General features: G+C 75.8%; 12 protein-coding genes and 1 pseudogene. 2 read left to right on the top strand and 11 right to left on the bottom strand.

Features of this window, described 5'->3' with window-relative positions; translation table 11 throughout:
- Both AB0E96_RS22760 and AB0E96_RS22755 read left to right on the top strand, forming a co-directional pair.
- A pseudogene (locus AB0E96_RS22760) lies at window positions 1-1,111 on the top strand (hypothetical protein); the annotation flags it as partial.
- Window positions 1,108-3,366, top strand: coding sequence for a hypothetical protein (locus AB0E96_RS22755; protein WP_359826574.1), 2,259 nt, complete (start codon window positions 1,108-1,110; stop codon window positions 3,364-3,366). The pseudogene AB0E96_RS22760 and the gene AB0E96_RS22755, both read left to right, overlap by 4 nt.
- Window positions 3,367-3,382: 16 nt before the next feature.
- Here the strand turns inward: AB0E96_RS22755 and AB0E96_RS22750 are convergent, their stop codons facing one another.
- From AB0E96_RS22750 to AB0E96_RS22700, 11 genes are all read right to left on the bottom strand, one after another.
- On the bottom strand, window positions 3,383-5,143 hold the full coding sequence (locus AB0E96_RS22750) for an ABC transporter ATP-binding protein (RefSeq protein ID WP_359826571.1): 1,761 nt from the start codon (window positions 5,141-5,143) through the stop codon (window positions 3,383-3,385).
- Window positions 5,140-7,005, bottom strand: a complete 1,866-nt coding sequence (locus tag AB0E96_RS22745) for an ABC transporter ATP-binding protein (protein WP_359826568.1) — start codon at window positions 7,003-7,005, stop codon at window positions 5,140-5,142. Before AB0E96_RS22745 ends, AB0E96_RS22750 begins: the two co-directional genes overlap by 4 nt.
- A gap of 92 nt (window positions 7,006-7,097) precedes the next feature.
- Window positions 7,098-8,006 carry a phosphotransferase gene (locus AB0E96_RS22740; RefSeq protein WP_359826565.1) on the bottom strand — a complete coding sequence of 303 codons (909 nt, stop codon included), beginning with the start codon at window positions 8,004-8,006 and terminating at the stop codon, window positions 7,098-7,100.
- A gap of 181 nt (window positions 8,007-8,187) precedes the next feature.
- Window positions 8,188-9,249 carry a methyltransferase gene (locus tag AB0E96_RS22735; protein WP_359826563.1) on the bottom strand — a complete coding sequence of 354 codons (1,062 nt, stop codon included), beginning with the start codon at window positions 9,247-9,249 and terminating at the stop codon, window positions 8,188-8,190.
- A 147-nt stretch (window positions 9,250-9,396) separates the two neighbouring features.
- Window positions 9,397-10,695, bottom strand: coding sequence for a PLP-dependent aminotransferase family protein (locus AB0E96_RS22730; RefSeq protein ID WP_359826561.1), 1,299 nt, complete (start codon window positions 10,693-10,695; stop codon window positions 9,397-9,399).
- Complete coding sequence (locus AB0E96_RS22725; protein ID WP_359826558.1) at window positions 10,692-11,834, bottom strand: alpha-hydroxy acid oxidase; 1,143 nt, start codon at window positions 11,832-11,834, stop codon at window positions 10,692-10,694. The genes AB0E96_RS22730 and AB0E96_RS22725 overlap by 4 nt, the downstream gene beginning before the upstream one ends.
- Window positions 11,831-12,928, bottom strand: coding sequence for a 4-hydroxyphenylpyruvate dioxygenase (gene hppD, locus AB0E96_RS22720; protein WP_359826557.1), 1,098 nt, complete (start codon window positions 12,926-12,928; stop codon window positions 11,831-11,833). Before hppD ends, AB0E96_RS22725 begins: the two co-directional genes overlap by 4 nt.
- A gap of 126 nt (window positions 12,929-13,054) precedes the next feature.
- Window positions 13,055-14,308: an MFS transporter gene (locus AB0E96_RS22715; protein WP_359826554.1), complete on the bottom strand. Its 1,254-nt coding sequence runs from the start codon at window positions 14,306-14,308 to the stop codon at window positions 13,055-13,057.
- A gap of 160 nt (window positions 14,309-14,468) precedes the next feature.
- A complete protein-coding gene (locus AB0E96_RS22710; RefSeq protein WP_359826552.1) occupies window positions 14,469-15,500 on the bottom strand; it encodes an aminotransferase class I/II-fold pyridoxal phosphate-dependent enzyme in 1,032 nt (343 codons plus the stop codon).
- A complete protein-coding gene (locus AB0E96_RS22705; RefSeq protein WP_359826549.1) occupies window positions 15,500-16,546 on the bottom strand; it encodes a class I SAM-dependent methyltransferase in 1,047 nt (348 codons plus the stop codon). The genes AB0E96_RS22710 and AB0E96_RS22705 overlap by 1 nt, the downstream gene beginning before the upstream one ends.
- 105 nt (window positions 16,547-16,651) lie before the next feature.
- A complete protein-coding gene (locus tag AB0E96_RS22700) occupies window positions 16,652-20,263 on the bottom strand; it encodes an amino acid adenylation domain-containing protein (protein ID WP_359826547.1) in 3,612 nt (1,203 codons plus the stop codon).
- Between the last annotated feature and the right edge of the window lie 43 nt (window positions 20,264-20,306).

The raw sequence follows: 20,306 nt of genomic DNA, 5'->3' as shown, positions 1-20,306 counted from the left end.
CTCACCCCCCCGGGTGAGGGCCTGTCGGCTGTCGTGCCGTCACCGCCCCTGGCGCTTCCGCCCGCGGGCCCCGCTACCTCGGGTAGGCGCCGTCCCCCCCGACGCCGTCCAGGAGCTGCGCCCCTACAACCCGCAGGCCCAGCCCAACCCCCGGCTGCTCGCCGACGAACTGCGCGGCGCCTTCCAGCGCTGCCCGGGCAACGGCGGCGTCCGGGAGCACCACATCCCCGTCCCCTACCTGACCAACGGCCGCCCGCTGACGGTGGCCCTGATCGGGCAGTCCAACACCGGCAAGAGCCACCTGCTCACCCAGATGGTGGCCGAGATCGCCGACGACCGGCTGAAGCCGTACGGGATCAGCTGGCAGTCCGTCAACCCGCAGCAGCACGCGGGCTTCCTGAACAGCCGGGTGGTGCCGCTGCGCGGCGGCCGGGTGCTCGCCCACACCGCCGGCCTCGGCCAGGACGACACCGCCCGGTTCGTCGAGTCCCTGCTGATCACCGACGCCGCCGGACGGACCAGGCCGCTCGCGTTCTTCGACCTCGCCGGCGAGGACCTGCTGCGTACGGACGCCCTGCTGCGGTTCCTGCTGGGCATCGACGCGCTGATCTTCGTGGTCGACCCCACCATCGCCATGCCGCTCGCCCAGCTCGACGACGTCCGCGCGGCGCTCGACCAGCACGTCAACCGGGACGGCGACCCCGCCTTCGCCACCGTCCTGGACCGCGTCCCGCGCACCGGCCCGCACCTGACCGTCCCGTCCGCCGTGGTCGTCGCCAAGGCCGACCTACTGCGGTCCGAACCCCCCGTCGACCGCTGGCTCAGCGAACCGGGCCACCCCGAGCTGAGCCGTCGACGGCTCCACGAGGAGAGCCGCGACGTGTACGCACTGCTCGACCGCCACGCCGGGAAGGCCTGGCTGCGCCCCTTCGACACGGCCCTGCACTGCACCCTGCACGTGGCCTCGGCGACCGGCGGCCGGCAGGCGGACAGCCGCTACCCGCGCGGCGTCCGCGCCCAGCGGGTCCTGGAACCCCTGCTCTCGCTGTTCGCGATGCACGGCATCGTCGATCTCGCCGAGGGCCGACCCGTCGACGAGGTGGACCGATGACCGCTCGAGGAAAGGGCCCCGACCAGGACACCGTCGACCAGATCGTCTTCCGCTGGCAGGGCAACCAGGGCCGGCGCAGCGCCGGCCTCACGGCCGCGGCCGCGTCCTGCCCCCGCGCGGACGCCGAGGAGATCGGCCAGGAGATCGCCCCGTTCCTGCGCGTCGACGGCGCACCGTTCCCCAGCGTGGTCCGCACCCGCCTCCGGGGCGACCGCGCCGCCCTCGTCCAGCGCTGGCCCACCGCCGACCTCGGCGGGCGGCCCAGCACCACCGCGCACGTGCTGGTCGGGGCGGCCGCGATCCTGACCCCCCGGACCTGCCTGGGCCTGTGCGACTGGGCGTGGAGCGGACAGGAGTTCGCCGAATCGGCCCACGGCCCGCAGCCCCAGGTCCGGAAGAGCGAGCTGGAGGAGACCGCGGGGCCGGCCTGGGGTGCCGCCCTGGACCGGCTGCCGGACGTCCGCGAGGCGCTCACCGCCGCCACCGCCGCCCTGCTGCGCCGGCCGGCGAGCCGCCTCTCGCTGCGCAGTGACGCCCTGCCGGGCTGGCCGGAGCGGAACCGGGCCGGCGTGGTCATCGCGGGCCTCGCCCGGATCCTCAACCCCTGGCTGAACCAGGTCTGGACCTTCGCCACCTACGACATGACGGACCGCCACGACCTCCTGGTCACCTGGGTCTCCGACTGGTCGGCCGACGGCGGCCACCAGCAGGCGCGCTACCGCGTCGACCCGAGGCGCCCCGAGGCCGACCGCGCCCACGAGCTCGCCGTCCGCCTGGTGGACCTCTGCCTGGCCGGCGTCGCGGACGGGCGCGGCGGCTTCGGCCTGGTGGACCTGATGGGCAGGCAGGAGTCCGCCGGGGGGAGGCGGCCGGAGGAGCGGCTGCGGAGGATCGCGCACGCGCTCGACGCGGCCGGTGCCCGGCGCGCCCCGAACGGCCCGGAGCAGTACGGACCCCGCGGGACGGCCGAGCCGCGCGTGTCCGGCGGGTCCCGCGAGCCCGGTGAGCCCCGTGAGGTCGACGAGATCCACGAGATCCACGAGATCCATGAGCGCCATGAGCGCCATGAGCCTTACGGGACCCATGAGCCCGTCGAGACCGGCGCGTCCGTCGAGCCCCGCGCGCCCCACGAGCCCTGCGCGCCCCACGAGCCCGCCGATACCGCCGAGACCGGCGCGTTCGGCGAGCCCGTCGAAGAGCCGGAGGCCGAACCGGAGTCCGTGTACGAGACGGCGGACGAGGAGCTGCTCCCGGCGGTCCCGCCCCCCGGCCCGGCCGCCCTCGGGCTCGTGCGCGCGGCCCTGCTGGACCCCGCCCCCGACGGGCCCGACGACGGAGAACTGCGCGACAGCGTCGGCCGGTTGACCGACAGCGAGGCGCTCGGTCTGCTCCAGGAGGAGGACCTCCCCTTCCGGGCGACCAACGAGCTGCTGCTCCACCTGGCCCGGGTCCGGGGCGGGCGGAGCGCCGAGGCGGCGGCCGACCTCTGCGCGGAGGTGCTGCGCCAGCGGCTCTACCTGTTCCGCGTCGGCCCGGACAGCGCCGACGACAGCCATCTCTCCAGGCGGGCGGCCTGGTTGTTCTCCTGGGCGGTCTCGCCGCACGCCCGTGACGCCCGCCACGCCGAGGCGCTCGACCACTGGCTCACCGGACTCCTCACCTCCGGCGACGACCTGGAGGTCGATCTGCTCCGCTTCCTGGTGCCGCCGCCGGGGGAGGCGTCGAGGGAGGGAATCCCGCCCGACCTGCCGCCCGCGCTCTGGCAGCGGCTGTACCACCGGCCTCCGCCGCCCCCGCCGGCCGTACCGGCTCAGCCGACCTCACCGGCCCCGTCGGCCGTACCACCGGCACCGTCGGCTGTGTCGGCCTCACCGGCGCCGCCGACCCTGCCGGCCCCGCCGACCGTACAGGCCCCGCCGCACTCGCAGGCCCGGTCCCGGCCGTCGGACGCGCAGGCCCCACCGGCCGCGCCGGTCCGGCCGGAGCCCCCGCCCGCCCCGGTCGAGCGGGCGGTCGCGGAGGTGCCAGCCGAGGCCCCGGGCCTCCCCGCCCCGGTCCGTCAGGAGGATCCGCCCCCGCCGCAACCCCCGCCCTCTCCGGCACCGGCCGGTCCGTCAGCCGGCCCCGCCTACGGCCCGCCGCAGCACCGGAAGCCCGCCCGGGACGACGACAGCGGCCGGATCGCCGTCGCCTTCTGCGTGCTGCTGCTCGTCCTCACGGTCGTCGGCGTCATCCAGATCATCCGTCTGATCTGAGGCCGGACGCGGCCGGTCAGCCCTCCCCGTTCCACGACCGCCACAGCGCCGCGTAGGACCCGTCGGCGGCCACCAGTTCGTCGTGGGTGCCCAGTTCGACGATGCGGCCCGCCTCCATGACGGCGACGCGGTCCGCGTCGTGGGCGGTCTGCAGCCGGTGGGCGATGGAGACGACCGTCCGGTCCGTGCGTACGGCGGCCATCGCCCGCTCGGCCTGCCGGGCGGTGGTCGGGTCCAGCAGCGAGGTCGCCTCGTCGAGGATCAGGGTGTGGGGGTCGGCGAGGTGGACCCGCGCCAGGGTGAGCTGCTGGGCCTGTGCCGCGTCGAGTTCGAGGCCGCCGGCCCCGAGCGCGGAGTCCAGCCGGTCCGGGAGGCCGTGCACCCAGTCGGCCTCGACCAGGGCGAGCGCGGCGAGGATCTCGTCGTCGCCCGCGTCCGGGGCGGCCATGGTCATGTTGTCCCGGAGGGTGCCGATGAACACGTGGTGCCGCTGGGTGATGAGGACGATGCGGTCGCCCAGTTCGCCCGCCGCCGCCAGGTCCGCGACCGGCACGCCGCCGACCCGGACGGACCCGGAGTCCGGGGCGTCGACGCCGGACAGCAGCTTGCCGAGGGTGGACTTCCCCGCGCCGGACGGGCCGACGATCGCGAGCCGCTCGCCCGGGCGGACCACCAGGTCGATGCCCCTGAGCACGTCGTGCGAGCCGGGGTAGGCGTACCGGACGCCGCGGACCTCGATCCGGTCGTCGGACGGCCGCCGGTCGAGCACCGGCGGCTCCTCGGACACCAGGCCGACGCCCTTGATCCGGGCGAACGAGGCACCGCTGCGCTGCAGTTGCTCCATCCAGTTGAGGGCGCGGTCGAGCGGGTCGACCAGCTGCCACATGTACAGGCCGCCGGCGACCACGGTGCCCAGGCCCACCGCGCCGTCCAGGTAGCCGAGGCCGCCGACCAGCAGGATGAGCGCCATGGGCAGCGCGTGGGCGAACTCGGTGACGGGGAACAGCACGGTGCGCAGGAACAGGGTGCGCACGCCGGCCCGGTAGGAGGCGTCGACCGCCCGGTCGACGGCGAGGTCCTGACGGGCGCCGAGCCCGAACGCCTCGACGGTGCGGGCGCCGTGGGCGGTGGCGTTCAGCGCCTCGGTGACCCCGCCGGAGGCGGCGCCCTCGGCGAGGTAGGCGTCCCGGGCCCGGTTCAGGTACCAGCGGCTGACCGCCCAGACGACCGGCAGGCCCACCAGCGCGCACAGCCCGATCAGCGGGTCGAGGAGGAACGCGGCGGCGAGGATGAACAGCACCTGGACGGCGGCGACGAAGACGTCCGGGGCGGCGTTGCGCAGGGTGTCGGCCACGGTGCCCACGTCGAGGGAGGAGCGGGTCACCAGGTCGCCGGTGCCCACCCGTTCCGCGTACCGCCCGGGAAGCGCCAGCGTCCGGTCGACGACCTCCTCGCGCAGCCGGGCCAGGGCGCGCTCCCCGAACCGGTGCGAGGCGCCGCGCGCGAAGCGGGTCAGCACCAGCTGGGCGAGGGCGCATCCGAGCACCGCCGCGGCCAGTGCGTCGACCTGGCCGACGGTCAGTTCGCCCTTCTCGACGCGGGTGACGACGCGGCCGAGCAGCCACGGCCCGGCGACCCCGGCCAGGGCGGCGAGGCCGGTGAGGAGGATGATGCCGCACATCGCCCGGCCGTCGTCGGTGAGCAGGCGCCGGACGGCCCGGCGGACGGTCTCCCGGTCGGCGACCGGGAGCCGGCTGGTCTCGTCGTCGTGGCTCATCGGGCGGCTCCTTCCGGGAGCCCGGTGGCGGCGCCGGTGCGGTCCTCGGCGGGGTCCTCGGCCTGGTCCTCGGCCTGGTCCTCGGCGTGTGCCCCGGTGCCCGTCCGCGGGTGCGTTCCGGCGTGCGCCCCGGTGTCGCCGCGGAAGACCAGCGCCGCGTAGACGGGCTCGGCGGCGAGCAGTTCGCCGTGGGTGCCCACGGCCCGGACCCGGCCGTCCACCAGGTGGCAGACCCGGTCGGCCCGGGCGAGCACCAGCGGGGAGGTGCTGACGACCAGGGTGGTGCGCTCGGCGCGGTAGGCGCCGATCCGGGAGGCTGCGGCGGCCTCGGTGAGCGCGTCGAGGGCCGAGGTGGGCTCGACGAGCAGCAGGACCTCGGGATCGGCGAGCAGGGCCCGGGCCAGCCGCAGCCGCTGGAGCTGGCCGCCCGAGACGTTGCGGCCGCGGTCCTCCAGCGGCGCGTCCAGGCCGCCGGGCAGGAGGTCGAGGAGGTCCTCGGCCGCCGCCGCGCGCAGGGCGCGTTCGATCTCCGCCGGGGTGCGCCCGCCGTGGACCGCGACCGCGGAGGCCAGGGTGCCGCCGAACACGTAGGACTCGTTGTCGGACACCAGGACGTGCCGCCGCAGCGCCGCCGGCTCCCAGCCGCGGACGCCGGCGCCGCCCCAGGTGGCGTCGGACTCGCGGTAGCCGGCCAGCCGGTCCACCACGGCGCGGGCCTCGTCGGGCCGCGCGGCGACCAGGGCCGTCACCCGGCCGGGGCGCAGCACCAGGCCCGACTCCGGGTCGCGCAGTTCCGCCGGCCCGGCGGGCGGCGCCGTGCGGGTGCGGGCCCGGGACGACTCGGGCCGCAGCGCGAGGATGTCGATGACGCGGCGGGCGGAGACCAGGCCGCGCGGGAGGTCGTCGGCGCCCTCGATGAACATCGAGACGGGCACCAGGAGCGCCGCCACGTAGCCGTAGACGGCGACGAGTTCGCCGACCGTGATCTCGCCGGCCGCCGCCATCCGCGCGCTGAGCCAGGTCACCACGGCGAGGAAGACGACCGGCAGGCAGGCGCCGAGCGCCTGGACCCAGCTGGTGAGGGAGGCCACCCGGTAGCCGAGCGGCACCAGTTCGCGGGAGCGCCGCCGGTAGCGCTCGGCGAAGACGGGCTTGCCGCCGAGGCCGTTCAGCACCCCGAGCCCGGCCACCAGGTCGCCGGCGAGGGCGGTCAGCGCGGCCTGCTCCTCGCGGTACCGGCCCTCGGCGCCGTGCAGCTTCTCCAGCAGGGGGCCGATGGTGACGGCCAGCAGGGGGACGCCCAGCAGGATCACCGCGGCCAGGACGGCGGATATCCGGACCAGCAGGACGGCGGTGGCGAGGTAGGCGACGACCGCGCCGACGCCGGGCCCGGTGATGGTCAGGGTCCGGGCGATCCGGCCGATGTCCCCGGCCTGCAGGTGCGTCAGCTCGCCGGCCGACACCTGGCGCGGCAGCTCGGTGCCCAGCCGGTTCACGTGCCGGGTGACGGCCTGGACGGTCCGGTAGGCGCCGTCGACGCGGATGAACGTCATGGTGCGGTGCCGCAGGATGCCGAGGACGGCGATGAGCGCGCCGACCGCGAGGACCACCGCCACCCAGCGGACCAGCGCCCCGGTGTCCCGCCCGCGCAGCCCGTCGTCGATCGTCCGCGCCATCAGGTACGGCGGCAGCATCAGCGCGCACATCCACAGGGTTCCCCAGGTCGCGCCGAGCAGCACCCGGGCGCGCTGCATCGTCACCAGCCACCAGAGGAACCGCAGCGGGCTCCGGTGGTCCGGCGAGCCGGGGTCGGTGTACGGGACCCGGCGTGTCCCGGTGGGAGGGTCCGGTCGGTCGGTCATCTCGTTCGTCCTCGGGTAGCTCTGCGGAACGCCCGGCCAAGGGGTCGCCCGGCCGGGCGTTCGCGACGGTCGGCCTTCCTCCTCGACCGACCCTACGGTCGGCCGGCGGTGAGGCGCAGGGCCAGTTCGCGGGCGTGGGCGGCGGCGGTGGGGCCCCGGGTGGAGTCGGGCGCCTCGGAGAGGAAGACCAGGGCGAGCATCAGGGCGGCGTCCAGCCGGGCGACGAGCAGGCCGGGGTCGTCCTCGGCGGGCACGGGCGCGACGGTGGCGTAGCCGGCGCGCAGGGCGGGCAGGTCGAGGTCGTTCTCCGGGTACCGGGCGTACTCGGCGAGCCGCCCGAACTCCAGGGCGGGGGAGCCGAGCAGGGCGTTCGACCAGTCCAGCAGGGCGGTGGTGCGGCCCCGTCCGCGGCGGATGTTGGCGCTGCGGACGTCGAGGTGGAGCAGGCCGTCGCCGGTGAGGCCGGCCAGTGGCCCGGCGAGCAGGGCGGCGGCCGGGGGCTCGGGCCAGTCGTCGACGCGGCGGGCGAGTTCGGCCCAGCGGCGGCCGATCCGGGCGGCGACCGCCCCGGCGGTGGTGCCGCCCTCGGCGGCGACGGGCCGCAGCCGCGGGGGCGGCACCCGGTGCAGCCGGGCGAGCAACCGCCCCAGGGCGTGGGGGTCGAGCGGGGAGCCGTCGTCGGGGACGTAGTCGGAGAGCAGCACGTCGGGGGTGCCGGGGTCGTCGGCGAGCACCAACTCCCGTGCCCGGGCGACGGGCAGGCCGTGCCGGGCCAGGTGCCGGGCGAGGGCGTGCTCCTGGACGAGCAGGGCGCGGGTGTCCACGTGCGGGTCGTTGGCGTTGGAGTCGAACCGCCGGTGCGCGAGCCGGACGGCGACCGGTCCGCCGTCCCGCGCCCGGGCTCGGAAGACGGTGAACTCCAGCCCCTTGCCGACGAGTTCCAGGCCGCTCAGGCCCCACTGATCGGCCAGTCGGTCCAGTGCGGCGAATCGCTCACTCATGGGCATCCTCGGGGGTCCTCCGGCGGTCGGTCGCCCCGCCGCCCCGGCGGGGCGCGGGTGGCGCGCGGCCGGCAGAGATCCGCGGGACGCGCCCCAGGGCATCGTGCCCCATGCGAACGGCCGGTGGACACCGCGGGTCCGGCCCGCTCCGAGCGCGGGGCGGGCCGGAGATGACGGAGGGTCAGTCGGCGACGACCGCCTCCACCACGGACAGCACCGTCCCGGTGGGCAGGATCCGGGACAGCCGCAGGCCCGCCCGGTCGAGCAGGTCCGCGAAGTCCGCCTCGGTGCGTTCGCGGCCGGTGAGCGAGGCCATCATCATCAGGTCCATCGTCTTGGCCTGGTGGGGCGCGTCGTCCCGGGGGACGACGGCGTCCAGGACGAGGAGCCGGCCGCCGGGGCGCAGGGCGCGCCGGCAGTGGCCCAGCAGGGTGACGCACGCGTCGTCGTCCCAGTCGTGGGTGATCCGCTTGAGCAGCAGGACGTCCCCGGCGGGCACGGCGGTGAAGAAGTCGCCCTCCACGGTGCTCCAGCGGCCCGCGACCTCCTTCTCGCCCTCCAGCCGGTGGCCGGCCAGGACGTGGGCGCGGTCGTGGAGCACGCCCTCCAGGCCGGGGTTGCGGCGCAGCACCTCCAGCAGCAGGCCGCCGTGGCCGCCGCCGACGTCCACCACCGTGCCGGTGTCCGGGAGGTCGCAGGCCGCCGCGATGGCCGGGTTCTCCACGTCGGACATCGCCGCCATGCCGACGTGGAAGACGGCGGCGGTCTCCTCGTCCTGGGCGAAGTGGTCGAAGAAGGGCATGCCGAAGACGGCGTCGAAGGCCGTGGTGCCCTCGGTGAGGCAGTGCGCCATCCGCTCCGCGGGCCGCCAGAAGGTGCGGTCGGTGAGCATCCGCACGGCGCTGCGCGCGGAGTACGGGACGTCGCTGCGCAGGGCCTGCCCGGTCTCGGTCAGGGTGAAGCGGCCGTGCCCGTCCTCGGCGACCACGCCCCGGGTGGCGAGCAGGCGCAGCACCCGGTACAGGTTGCGGGCGTCGGTGCCGGTGGCGGCGGCGAGTTCGGCGGCGGTGGCCGGGCCGTCCGCGAGGGCGTCGGCCACCCCGGTGTCGGCGGCGGCGCGCAGGGCCGCGGGGAAGACGAAGCCGAGCGCCTCGTCGATGAGGAAGGCGGCCGAGCGGCGCAGGCCCTCCTCCACGGCCTGCGGCGACCGGTCGGCGGCGGGCTGGTTCTCGTCGTGCGGCATGCGTCCTCCTCGGACGGGGCTCCGGTGCTTGCGCCGGGATGCTGCCCCAGCGTGGCCCGGTCGATGCGCACCGTCACCGATCGGGGCGGACGCGGGTGCCGGAAGGGGCGCCCCGGGCGGGCGGGACGCCCCTTCGCAGCGGGTGGGTCAGGACCGCGCGGCGAGCAGCGCGGCCAGCCCGTCCAGCCCGCGGTCGACGGTGGCCGGGTCGACCTGGCTGACGGAGAGCCGCAGTTGGTGCTCCCCGCCCGCTCCCGGGTAGAAGTGCGACATCGGCGTCCAGATCACCCCGTACTCCGAGGCCGAGAGCTCCAGCAGGGCGTCGTCCACCACGCACGGCACGGTGAGCACCAGGAAGAAGCCGCCGCGCGGTTCGTTCCAGGTCACGCCGCTGCCGGGCGGGAAGCGCTTCGCCAGGCCGTCCAGCACCAGGGCGAGGTTGCGCCGGTAGAGCGCGGCCACCTCGGTGTTGGCTGCCCGCAGGCTGTGGGCGTGCTCCAGCAGGGCGCCGCCGATCACCGCCTGGGCGATCGGCGAGGTGTTCACCGTGGTCATGCTCTTGATCATGCCGAGCAGGTCGGCGAACAGCGCGGTGCCGCCCTGCCCGTCGGCCACCAGCTGGTCGGCCACCACGTACCCGACCCGGGCGCCGGGCAGGGCGGTCTTGGCGAAGGAACCGAGGTGGACGACCCGCCGGTCGGTGTCCAGCGCCTTGAGCGAGGGCAGCCTCGGCTCCCCGGCGAAGACGCAGTACGGGTTGTCCTCCAGCAGCAGGATGTCCTCCTCGGCGGCCAGCGCCAGCAGGTCCCGGCGCAGTTCGAGCGGCAGGCTGGCCCCGCTCGGGTTGGCCACGTCCGGCACCAGGTAGAGCGCCCGCGGGCGCAGCCCCTCGGCCCGGGCGGCGGCCAGCTGCCGGCGCAGGTCGGCGAGGTCCACGCCGTCCGGGCCGTCGGCCACCGCGCGCACCGGCAGGTCCGCCAGCAGGGCCGCGCCGGTCAGCCCCACGTAGGTGGGGGAGACGGCCAGCACCACGTCCTCGGGGCCGCGGCGCAGGGCCCGCAGCACCAGGAACATCGCCTCCTGGCAGCCCACCGTCACCACGACGGACTCGGCGGGCACCTCGATGCCCTCGTCCGTCGCCAGGTGGGCGGCGATCAGGTCGTGGATGATCCCCTTGGTGCGCCCGTACTGGAGCACCTGCCGGCGGGCCTGTTCCTCCGTCAGTCCGCGTTCGGTGCGCAGGTGGTCGAGGTAGCGGTCCAGGTGGCGGTGGACGGCGTCCGTCTCGAAGAACTGCTCGGCGGGGCGGCCGGCCGCGAAGGAGACCGCCTCCGGGTAGCGGATCGAGATCTCGTTGAGCAGGTTCATCGAGGTCATCGCCGGGTCGGCGAGGGAGGTGTGCAGGCCCGCCAGCAGCAGGTCGTGCGGTGCGGCGATGGTGGTCACGGGGTGCTCCAGGTGGTGCCGGGCGGAGTGGTGGTGCGCAGGTCGGCGGCGGCCCGCAGGTCGGCGCAGCCCGCGAGGCCGAGCGCGTGCCGCAGTTCGGCGGCGAGCAGGTCGAGGACCTCGGTGCAGCCCGTCTCGCCGCCGGCCGCCAGGCCCCAGATCAGCGGGCGTCCGAGCAGCACCCCACAGGCGCCGAGGGCCAGCGCGGTGAGCACGTCCGTGCCGCCGCGGACCCCGCTGTCCATCAGTACCTGGCAGTCCTCGCCGGCCAGCGCCTCGGCGACGGCGGGCAGGGCGGTCAGGGCGGGCACGGCCCGGTCGAGCTGGCGGCCGCCGTGGTTGGAGACCACCACGGCCGCGGCGCCGATCCCGGCGGCCCGGCGCGCGTCGGCCGGGTCGAGCACGCCCTTGACGACCAGTGGCAGGTCGGTCCGGTCGCGCAGCCAGGCGAGGTCGTCCCAGGTGACGCCGGGGGAGAGCAGTTCGGCGGTGTGCGCGGCCACGGCCGAGACGGCGGTGGTGGACTCGTGCGCCCTCCCGGCGGCGCCGTCCTCCAGCAGCACCGCGCGGACGTCCGAGGGCAGCGCGAAGGCGTTGCGGGCGTCGCGCAGCCGGCGGCCCATGTACGGCACGTCCGCGGTGACCACCAGCGCCTCGCTGCCGGCCTTCTCGGCGGCCCCGACCAGGTCGAGCAGCCGGTCGCGGTCGCGCAGCCAGTACAGCTGGAACCAGAGGGTGGCGCCGGTCCCGGCCAGCTCCTCGAAGCCGACGCTGCTGAGCGTGCCGACGGTGAACGGCACGCCCGCGGCGGCGGCGGCGCGGGCCGAGGCCAGCTCGCCCTCGGGGTGGAACAGCCGGTGGTAGGCGACGGGTGCCACCGCCACCGGCAGGGCCGCCCGGCTGCGCACCAGGGTGGCGGCGGTGTCCCGGGTGCCGACGTCGGTCAGCACCCGGGGCACCAGGCCCACCCGGTCGAAGGCGGTCCGGTTGGCGGCGAGGGTCAGCTCGCGCTCGGCGCCGCCCTCCAGCCACTCCCAGACCTCGGGCGCGAGCACGGCCCGCGCCCGGTCGGCGTACTCGGCGACGGACAGCGCCGGGTGTCCGTCGGCCGGTGGCCCGGTGCGGACGGGCGCGCTCATCCGGCCACTTCGCTGGCGTTGCGCTGGAGCTCCACGGCCTCGTAGAGGGCGCGGATGTTGTTGCTGCCGAAGTTGCGGGCCCGGATGCGCTCGATCACCTCGAAGAAGAAGGTGTTCCGGGGGTGCTGGGAGCGGGTGAAGATCTGGAACAGCTGGCCGTCGTGGTCCTGGTCGACCAGCAGGTTCAGCTCGCGCAGCTGGTCGAAGGAGTGCCGCAGGGGCGTCAGGCGGCCGGGCAGTGCGTCGTAGTAGGTCTGCGGGGTGCGCAGGAACGGCACGCCGCGCTCGGCCATGGTGGCGACGGAGTGCACCGCGTCCTGGGCGGCGAAGGCGACGTGCTGCACCCCGGCGCCGCCGTGGCCGGACAGGAAGGTGGCGATCTGGCCGCCCGCGTCCGCGGTGAGCGGCTCGATCAGGGTGAGGGTGACGCTGCGGTCGGCGCTCTGCACGACGGCCGAGTCCATGCCGAGCGCGCCGACCTCGACCCGCTCCTCGAAGATCGTCCGGAAGCCGAAGACCTCGCGGTAGCGGTGCTCGGTCTTGCGCAGCTCGCCGAACGGCACCAGGACGGCGAAGTGGTCGACGGAGCGCAGGCCGACGCCGCTGTCGCCGCCCAGCGGGGCCGGGTCCGGCAGGCCGGGGACGCGGCCGGCCGGGACACCGGGGCCGCGCTCGACCAGGGTGTGCACCACGTCGCCGAAGGCGTCGACCACGGCGGTGACGCAGCCGTCCTCGGCCCGCGGCTCGCGCAGCGAGGCGGCGCCGCGGGCGGTCAGGGTGCGGAACGCGTCGGTGGCGTCCGGCACCCGCAGGCCGAGGGCGCCCACGCCGTCGCCGTGGCGCTCCAGGTAGCCGGTGGCCGGGTGGCCGGCGGCCAGCGGCTGGGTGACCAGCAGCCGGATGTCGGCCTGGCCGAACAGGGCGGAGAGGCAGCGCTCGGCGGCCTCGCCGCGCTCGGTCGGCGGGACGAGCAGCTCGAAGCCGTACTCCGCGGTCAGCCGGGTGGTCTCGGCTCCCAGGTCGGCCACGTAGAACTCGACGTGGTCCAGCTCGACGGGGATCGGGGTGACGGTGGGAGAGGAACGGTCGGTCATCTGAGGAGAGCTCTCTCGTGAGGAGGACGGGAGGTGCTGAGGGTCGGTCGGACGTGCGGGGCGGGGCGGCGAGGTCGTCCTGGTGGTGCGGTCGTCCGGTGGCGTGGGTGTCCGGGCGGGTGCCGGTCAGGTGGGCTGGAGGTCCTTGGCGTCCTGCGGCTCGGCCGGGCCGTCGCCCTCGGACCCGGCCTCCGGCGGCTCCGTCGGGGCCTCCGGCTTGCCGATCAGGTGGGCGGCCGCGAGCAGCGCGCCGACCACCATCACGCCGAGCACCACCCGGAAGTCCAGGGCGGCCACCAGGCCGGAGCCGACGCCGACGGCCAGCGCCTGCGGAGCGGTGAGGGAGAGGTTGACGGCCGCCTGGGCACGGCCCATCAGCTGCGGCGGGGTGGAGGCCTGGGCGGCGGTGGCGAGGCCGACCAGGGCGGCCGGGATGCCCGCGCCCGCGATCACCAGGCCGGCCTCCACCGCGTACAGCGACGGGGCGAGCAGCAGGACGATCCCGAGGCCGAACACCGCCGAGCCCGCCATGACCGTCCGGCGCGGACCGAGCCGGCCGATCAGCAGGCCGCCGACCACCGAGCCGGCCAGCGCGCCGACGGCCTCGGTGGTCTCCAGCACGCCGAGGAACTGCGGCGAGCGGTGTAGCCCGTGCTGGGTCAGCGCGAACAGCACCGGCTGGAGCAGGCTCAGCACGAAGCCGGCGGCGGCGGTGGCCGCCACCAGCGGCCGCAGCCCGACCGAGGAGCGCAGGTGGACGAAGCCGGCCAGCACCTCGGTGCGCCACCGCAGGCCGGTGGGCTCGGGTTTGACCTCCTCCACCCGCAGGGTGAGGAAGCTCAGCGCGGCCAGCAGCAGCACGGCGAGGTCGGCCACGGCCACCACGTGTCCGCCGAACCAGCCGTAGAGGCCCGAGCCGAGCAGTGGCGCCACCAGGGTGGTGCCGGCCCGGGCGCTCTGGGTCAGTCCGGCCGCCGCCCCGAAGTCCTGACGGTCCGTCAGGATGCCGCGCAGCAGCGCGCTCTGCGCCGGAGCGAGGACGGCCCCGGCCAGGCCGCAGACCGTGGCGGTGCAGTAGATGATCCAGACCGTGTCCGGGCCGTCGACCAGCAGCAGTGGCAGCAGCGACACCGCCACCGCCAGGTTGACCCCGACCAGCAGCGGCTTGCGCCGCACCCGGTCGGCGAGCAGGCCGCCGAGCGGCAGCAGCAGCAGCGGGGCGGAGAAGCAGAACAGCACCAGACCGGCGGCGGAGTTGCTGCCGGTCAGCACCTTGGCCCAGATGCCGAGGGCGATGGAGAGGGCGCTGTCACCGAGGACGGACAGGGTCTGCCCGGCGAGGTAGTGCCGGAACTCCGGGCGGGCCAACAGCGGCTGCATGGCGGTTCCTTCGTTGCGCCGACGGCGCTTCGGGGTGTGCGGGGATGCTCGGCGGGTTCGCGGAGGTGCGGGAGGTGCGGAGGGTGCGGTGGCGTGGAGGGTACGGGGAAGAGCCCGGGGTGCGCCCTGACGCACGCGGGGTGCTCAGGGCGCCTGCCGGTCAGCGGGCGACGGGGTGTGCCGGGGCGAGCGGGGCGACGGCGGCGAAGCCCTCGATCACCGCGTCGTTGGCGTCCTTCTCGCCGATGGCGACCCGGATGCCCTGCCCGGGGTAGTAGCGGACGGCCACCCCCAGGCTCTCCAGCTCCGCGCGCAGCGGGCCGTGGTCGCCGGGGGCGTCGACCCACACGAAGTTGGTCACGCTGGGCGCCACCGTCCAGCCGAGCCGCAGCAGTTCGGCCTCGGTCCGCTGCCGCTCGGCGGCGATCTCGGAGATCCGCCGGGCCATCTCGTCCTCGGCGGCGACGGCGGCGAGCAGGCCCGCCTCCTGGAGCCGGTTCACCGCGTACGGCACCTGGTGGTCCCGCACCCGCTGCGCCACGGACTCCTCCGCCAGCGCGTAGCCGATCCGCAGCGCGGCGATGCCGTGCGACTTGGACAGGGTGCGCAGCACCACCAGGTTCGGCCACCGCTCGATCCGGGCCGGCACGTCCGGGGCCTGCCAGCCCAGGGCGAAGTCGACGTACGCCTCGTCGAGCAGGATCAGCGCCGTGGACGGCACCCGGTGGAAGAACTCCGTCAGCTCGGCCCAGGAGTAGACCGTGCCGGTCGGGTTGTGCGGGTTGCACAGCACGACGATCCGGGTGCGCTCGTCCGTCCGCTCGGCCATCGCCGCCAGGTCGTGCCGGGCGTCGGGGCCGAGCGGGACCGGCCGGGCCTCGGCCCGGGCGATCTCGCAGAACAGCGGGTACGCGTCGAAGCAGGGCGCCGAGTGCACCACGTTGTCGCCGGGCTCGACGACCGCGTGGAAGAGGTCCAGCGCCACCCCCGCCGAGCCGTGGCCGACCACGACCTGGCCGGCCGGGACGCCCTGCCAGTCCGCGACGATCCCGGCGATCCGCTCGGGGCGGAAGTCCGGGTAGCGGTGCAGGTCGGCACCGGCCGCGGCCAGCGCCTCCAGCACCGACGGCAGCGGCGGGTAGGGGTGCTCGTTCTGCGCCAGCAGGTATCTGGCGCTCGACGGGGCGGCCATCAGTCGGCCTGGAGGACGTAGAGCCAGGAGTGCGGGGTGGCGAGCGCCTCGACGCGGTCGATCCGCAGGCCGGCGTCGGTGAACAGCTCCTCGTAGGTGGCCTTGGTGTGCAGCGGCACGCCCATCATCGCGTGCGCCAGCTCGAAGCCGACCGAGAAGACCGGCTGGGCGCCGTCGGAGGTGCCCGGGTCGCGCAGCATGGTGTCGCCGAGGACGAAGGTGCGGGCCTTCGGGAAGGCCTCCCGCATCCGGGTGAAGATCGAGGAGCGGGTGCTCGGGTCGGCCAGCAGGTCGTGCAGCAGGAAGAAGCTCATCACGGTGTCGACCTCGGCCACCTCGGCGGCCTCGGCGTCGTTGTCGATCTGGGTGCCGAGCAGGCCCAGCACGTCCGCGCGGACGGCGGTGACCCGGTCCTGCATGCCGGCCTCGGCGATGTCGCGGCGGGCGATGTCGGTGGCCGGGCGGCTGATGTCGATGCCCAGGCCCCGGGTGCCCTCGCGCTGCGAGACCACGCGGCGCACCCGGGCGGAGGTGCCGGAGCCGAGGTCGGCGATGGTGCGGAAGTCGATCCCGTTCAGCACGTCGGTCAGCTGCGCGGCGAACAGCGACTGGTCGCACTGGGCGGAGCCGAGGGCGACCATCGCCTCGTCGCGGAAGACGTTCTCGTCGTAGCGGTGGGTGCCGGCGCTCAGGTGGCCGGCGCGGCCGAACACGTCGTGGTAGCCGCCGACGGCCCAGGTGAAGTAGCCGCGCGCGGCGGCGACCTCCAGGCCGGCCTCGGTGGGCAGGTAGGCGTCGCCGTCGGCCTTGAGGTAGCCGTAGTCGGAGGCGGCGCGCAGCACGGCCTCGGTGCGGGCGGTGTCGCCGGCCTGGGCGGTGGCCTCGGCGGCCGTCAGCGGCTCGCCGCGGCCGATCCGCTCCAGCAGGCCGATCCGGTCCAGCGCGAAGATCACGTTGGCGGCGATGAAGCCGTTGTAGGCGTCGGTCGAGGTGATCGGCGACGGGGTGATGCCGCGCCAGGCGTCGGGGATGGCCGAGGTGGTCATGGGTGGTGTCCGTTTCTCCGTGGGCGGACCGGGTGTGGTCCGCGTGGTGTGCGCAGGTCGGTCGCCTGCGGTCGGTAGGGGTGTCGGGCCGGTGGGGCGGGCGGGTCAGGAGGTCAGGCGGGCGGCGAGCAGCGGGCCGATGACGGCGAGCGCCTCGGCGCCCGTCATCGCGCCGTGGGTGCTCGGCACCTCGTGGACGTCGAGCCGGCCGCCCAGGTGCGGGCGCCAGCTCTCCGGGTCGGGGGCGTCGGCCGGCCGGTCCTTGGCGGCGGTGAAGAACAGCGCGTCGCCGTCGTAGCCGGGCAGCGGGAGCTCGTGGGACAGTTCGGCGTTGGCCTGGAAGACCGAGACCACCCGGGCCACCCCGGCGCCGCTGAGGCCGGTCAGCGGGCCCTCGCCGTCCCGGACGAGCGCGGCGTAGCCGTCCTCGTCCGCGGGCCAGGCGGTGACCTCGCCGGCCGGGTGGCCGAGCGAGTCGAGGATCACCGCGAGCTGGGCCGGGTCGTCCCGCCACCGCTCGGGCCCCGGCTCGCCGGTGCCCGGGTAGGCGTCCAGCAGGGCCAGCAGCCGGACCTCCTCGCCCTGTTCGCGCAGCAGCGCGGCGATCGCGTGGGCGACGGCCCCGCCGAAGGACCAGCCGAGCAGGGCGTACGGGCCCTCGGGCCGGACGGCGCGGATCCGCGCCAGGTAGGTCCGGGCCAGCTCCGCGACGGAGGCGGGCTGTGCGGCCGGGTCGGCCAGGCCGGGGGCCTGGAGGCCGTAGATCGGCTGCTCGGCGTCGAGGTGGCGCAGCAGGCCGGTGTAGACCCAGCTGATGCCGGCGGCCGGGTGGACGCAGAACAGCGGCGGGCGCGAGCCGCGGGTGCGGATCGGCAGCAGGACGGGGAAGGCCTCGGCGGCCGGGCCCTGGTCGAGCCGCTCGGCCAGCCGGGCGACGGTCGGCGCCTCGAACAGCGCGCGGACGCCGATCGCCTCGCCGTCGCCGACCAGCTCGCGCAGGTCCGCGACCAGCCGGCTGGCCAGCAGCGAGTGCCCGCCCAGCTCGAAGAAGTTGTCGTCGACGCCGACCTTCTCCAGTCCGAGCAGGTCGGCGAACAGGCCGCAGAGCAGCTCCTCCCGGGGGGTCGAGGGTGCCCGCCCGGTGCCGAGCCAGGCGTTGTCGGGGGCCGGCAGGGCCTTGCGGTCCACCTTGCCGTTGGCGGTCAGCGGCAGGGCGTCCAGGGCGACGACCGCCGAGGGCACCATGTAGTCCGGCAGCGAGGCGCCGACGTGGGCCCGCAGCTCGGCCTGGTCGACGGCGTGCCCGGGGCGGGCGACGGCGTAGCCGACCAGCCGGCGGTCGCCCGGTCGGTCCTCCCGGACCAGCACGAACGCCTGGGCCAGCGACGGGTGTCCGGCGAGCGCGGCCTCGATCTCGCCGGGCTCGATCCGGAAGCCGCGGATCTTCACCTGGTGGTCGGTGCGGCCCAGGTACTCCAGGGTGCCGTCGGCCTGGCGGCGGACCAGGTCGCCCGAGCGGTACATCCGGCTGCCGGGCTCGCCGTACGGGTCGGCGACGAAGCGCTCGGCGCTCTGGCCGGGCCGGTTGAGGTAGCCGCGGGCCAGGCCGGCGCCCGCGATGTACAGCTCGCCCTCGACCCCGGCCGGGACGGGCCGCAGCGCGGCGTCCAGGACGTAGAGCCGGGTGTCGAGCACGGGCCGGCCCATCGGCGGGGCGGTCCGGCCTTCGAGCGGGCCGCTCATGCTGGCGCAGACGGTGGACTCGGTCGGGCCGTAGGCGTTGACCATCCGCAGCCGGGCCGACCAGTGCTCGACCAGGTCCGGCGGGCAGGCCTCGCCGGCGACCACCAGGGTGGCGCCGCGCGGCAGGGCGTCCGGGGCGAGCACGGCCAGCGCGGTCGGCGGCAGGGTCAGGTGGGTGACGCCCTGTTCGGCGACCAGCTCCGCCAGCGAGGGGCCCGGCAGCAGCCGGTCGGCGTCGCCGAGGACGGCCCGGGCGCCGGTGAGCAGCGCCATGCCCAGCTCCCAGACGGCGGCGTCGAAGGACGGCGAGGCGAACAGCAGCACCCGGCTGTCCGGGGTCACGGCCAGGCCCCGGCGCTGGCTCTCCACCATGGCGGCGAGCCCGCTGTGGGTGACCACCACGCCCTTGGGGCGGCCGGTGGAGCCCGAGGTGTAGATGACGTACGCGGCCGAGTGCGGGGTGATCGCGGTGCCGGTGAGGTCGTGCGCCGGGTGGCCGGAGGCGTCCAGGTCCTCGATCAGCAGCCGCGGGACGGTGCTGTCGCCGAGCAGGCCGTCGACCAGGGCCGCGCTGGTGAGGACCAGCGCGGGCCGGGCGTCCGCCAGCATGTGGGCGATCCGGTCGGCCGGGTAGCGCGGGTCCAGCGGCTGGAAGACGGCGCCGGCCTTGAGCACGGCCAGCTGGGCGACGATCAGCTCGATTGAGCGCTCCAGGCCGATCGCGACGAACCGTTCGGGGCCCGCGCCGTGCTCGACCAGCAGCCGGGCGAGGCGGTTGGCACGCTCGTTCAGCTCGCGGTAGCTGACCCGCTCGGTGCCGAAGGCGAGCGCGACGGCCTCCGGGCGGGCGGCGGCCTGCGCCTCGAAGAGCGCCGGGAAGGTGGCGAGCGGGAGGTCCTCCCGGGTGTCGTTCCAGCCGGTGAGCAGCTGCTCGCGCTCCTCGGGGGCCAGCACCTCGACCCGGCTCACGGACTGCTCCGGGTCGGCCAGCACCGAGCGCAGGACGCGCTCGAAGCGGGCGGCCGTCGCCTCGGCGGTGGCCCGGTCGAACAGGTCGACGGCGTACTCCAGGGTCAGGCCCAGCCCGGCGGGCGCGCCGGCCTCGTCGAAGCTCTCACTGAAGGCGAAGGTCAGGTCGAACTTGGCGAGGTCCGAGTCCAGTTGCTCGACCCGGGCGGGCAACCCGCCGAGACTGGTCTCCCCGGCCTCGCCGCCGGAGGTCAGCATCACCTGGCAGAGCGGGTGGCGGGCGGTCGAGCGCACCGGGTTGAGCAGCTCGACCAGCCGCTCGAAGGGCACGTCCTGGTGCTCGAAGGCGTCCAGGGTGGCGAGCCGGACGCGCTCCACCAGCTCCCGGAAGCTCGGGTCGCCGCTGGTGTCGGTGCGCAGCACCAGGGTGTTGACGAAGAAGCCGACCAGGTCCTCCAGCGCCTCCTCGGAGCGGCCGGCCACCACGGTGCCGATCGGCAGGTCGGTGCCCGCGCCGATCCGGCCCAGGGTGGTGGCCAGCGCGGCCTGCATCACCATGAACACGCTGGCCCGGCCGCGCTGCGCCGACTCGACCAGGGCGGCGTGGAGTTCGGCGTCCATCCGCAGTTCCACGGCGGCGCCGCGGCGGCTCGGGGCGGCGGGGCGCCGGCGGTCGAAGGGGAGCGCCAGCTCCTCCGGCAGGTCGGCCAGGGCCTGCTGCCAGTAGGCGAGTTGCTCGGTCAGCAGGGTGCTGGGCCGCTCGTCGGTGCCGAGCAGCTCGTGCTGCCAGAGGGTGTAGTCGGCGTACTGCACGGGCAGCGGGCGCCAGCCGGGGGCGGTGCCGGCGCGGCGGGCCTCGTAGGCCTCGCCGAGGTCGCGCAGCAGCGGGACCACGGACCAGCCGTCGGTGGCGATGTGGTGCATCAGCACCAGCAGGACGTGCTCCTCGTGCGCCACCGGGATCAGCGACACCAGCCTGGCGATCCTCAAGAACAAGGACGTCATCGCCGTCGACCAGGACGGCCTGGCGAAGCCCGCCACCCTGGTC

It is taken from the genome of Kitasatospora sp. NPDC036755, assembly GCF_040636595.1.
Lineage (GTDB): Bacteria > Actinomycetota > Actinomycetes > Streptomycetales > Streptomycetaceae > Kitasatospora.
The sequence above is the reverse complement of the archived record's forward strand: the minus strand, read 5'-3'. Positions and strand labels throughout refer to the sequence as shown.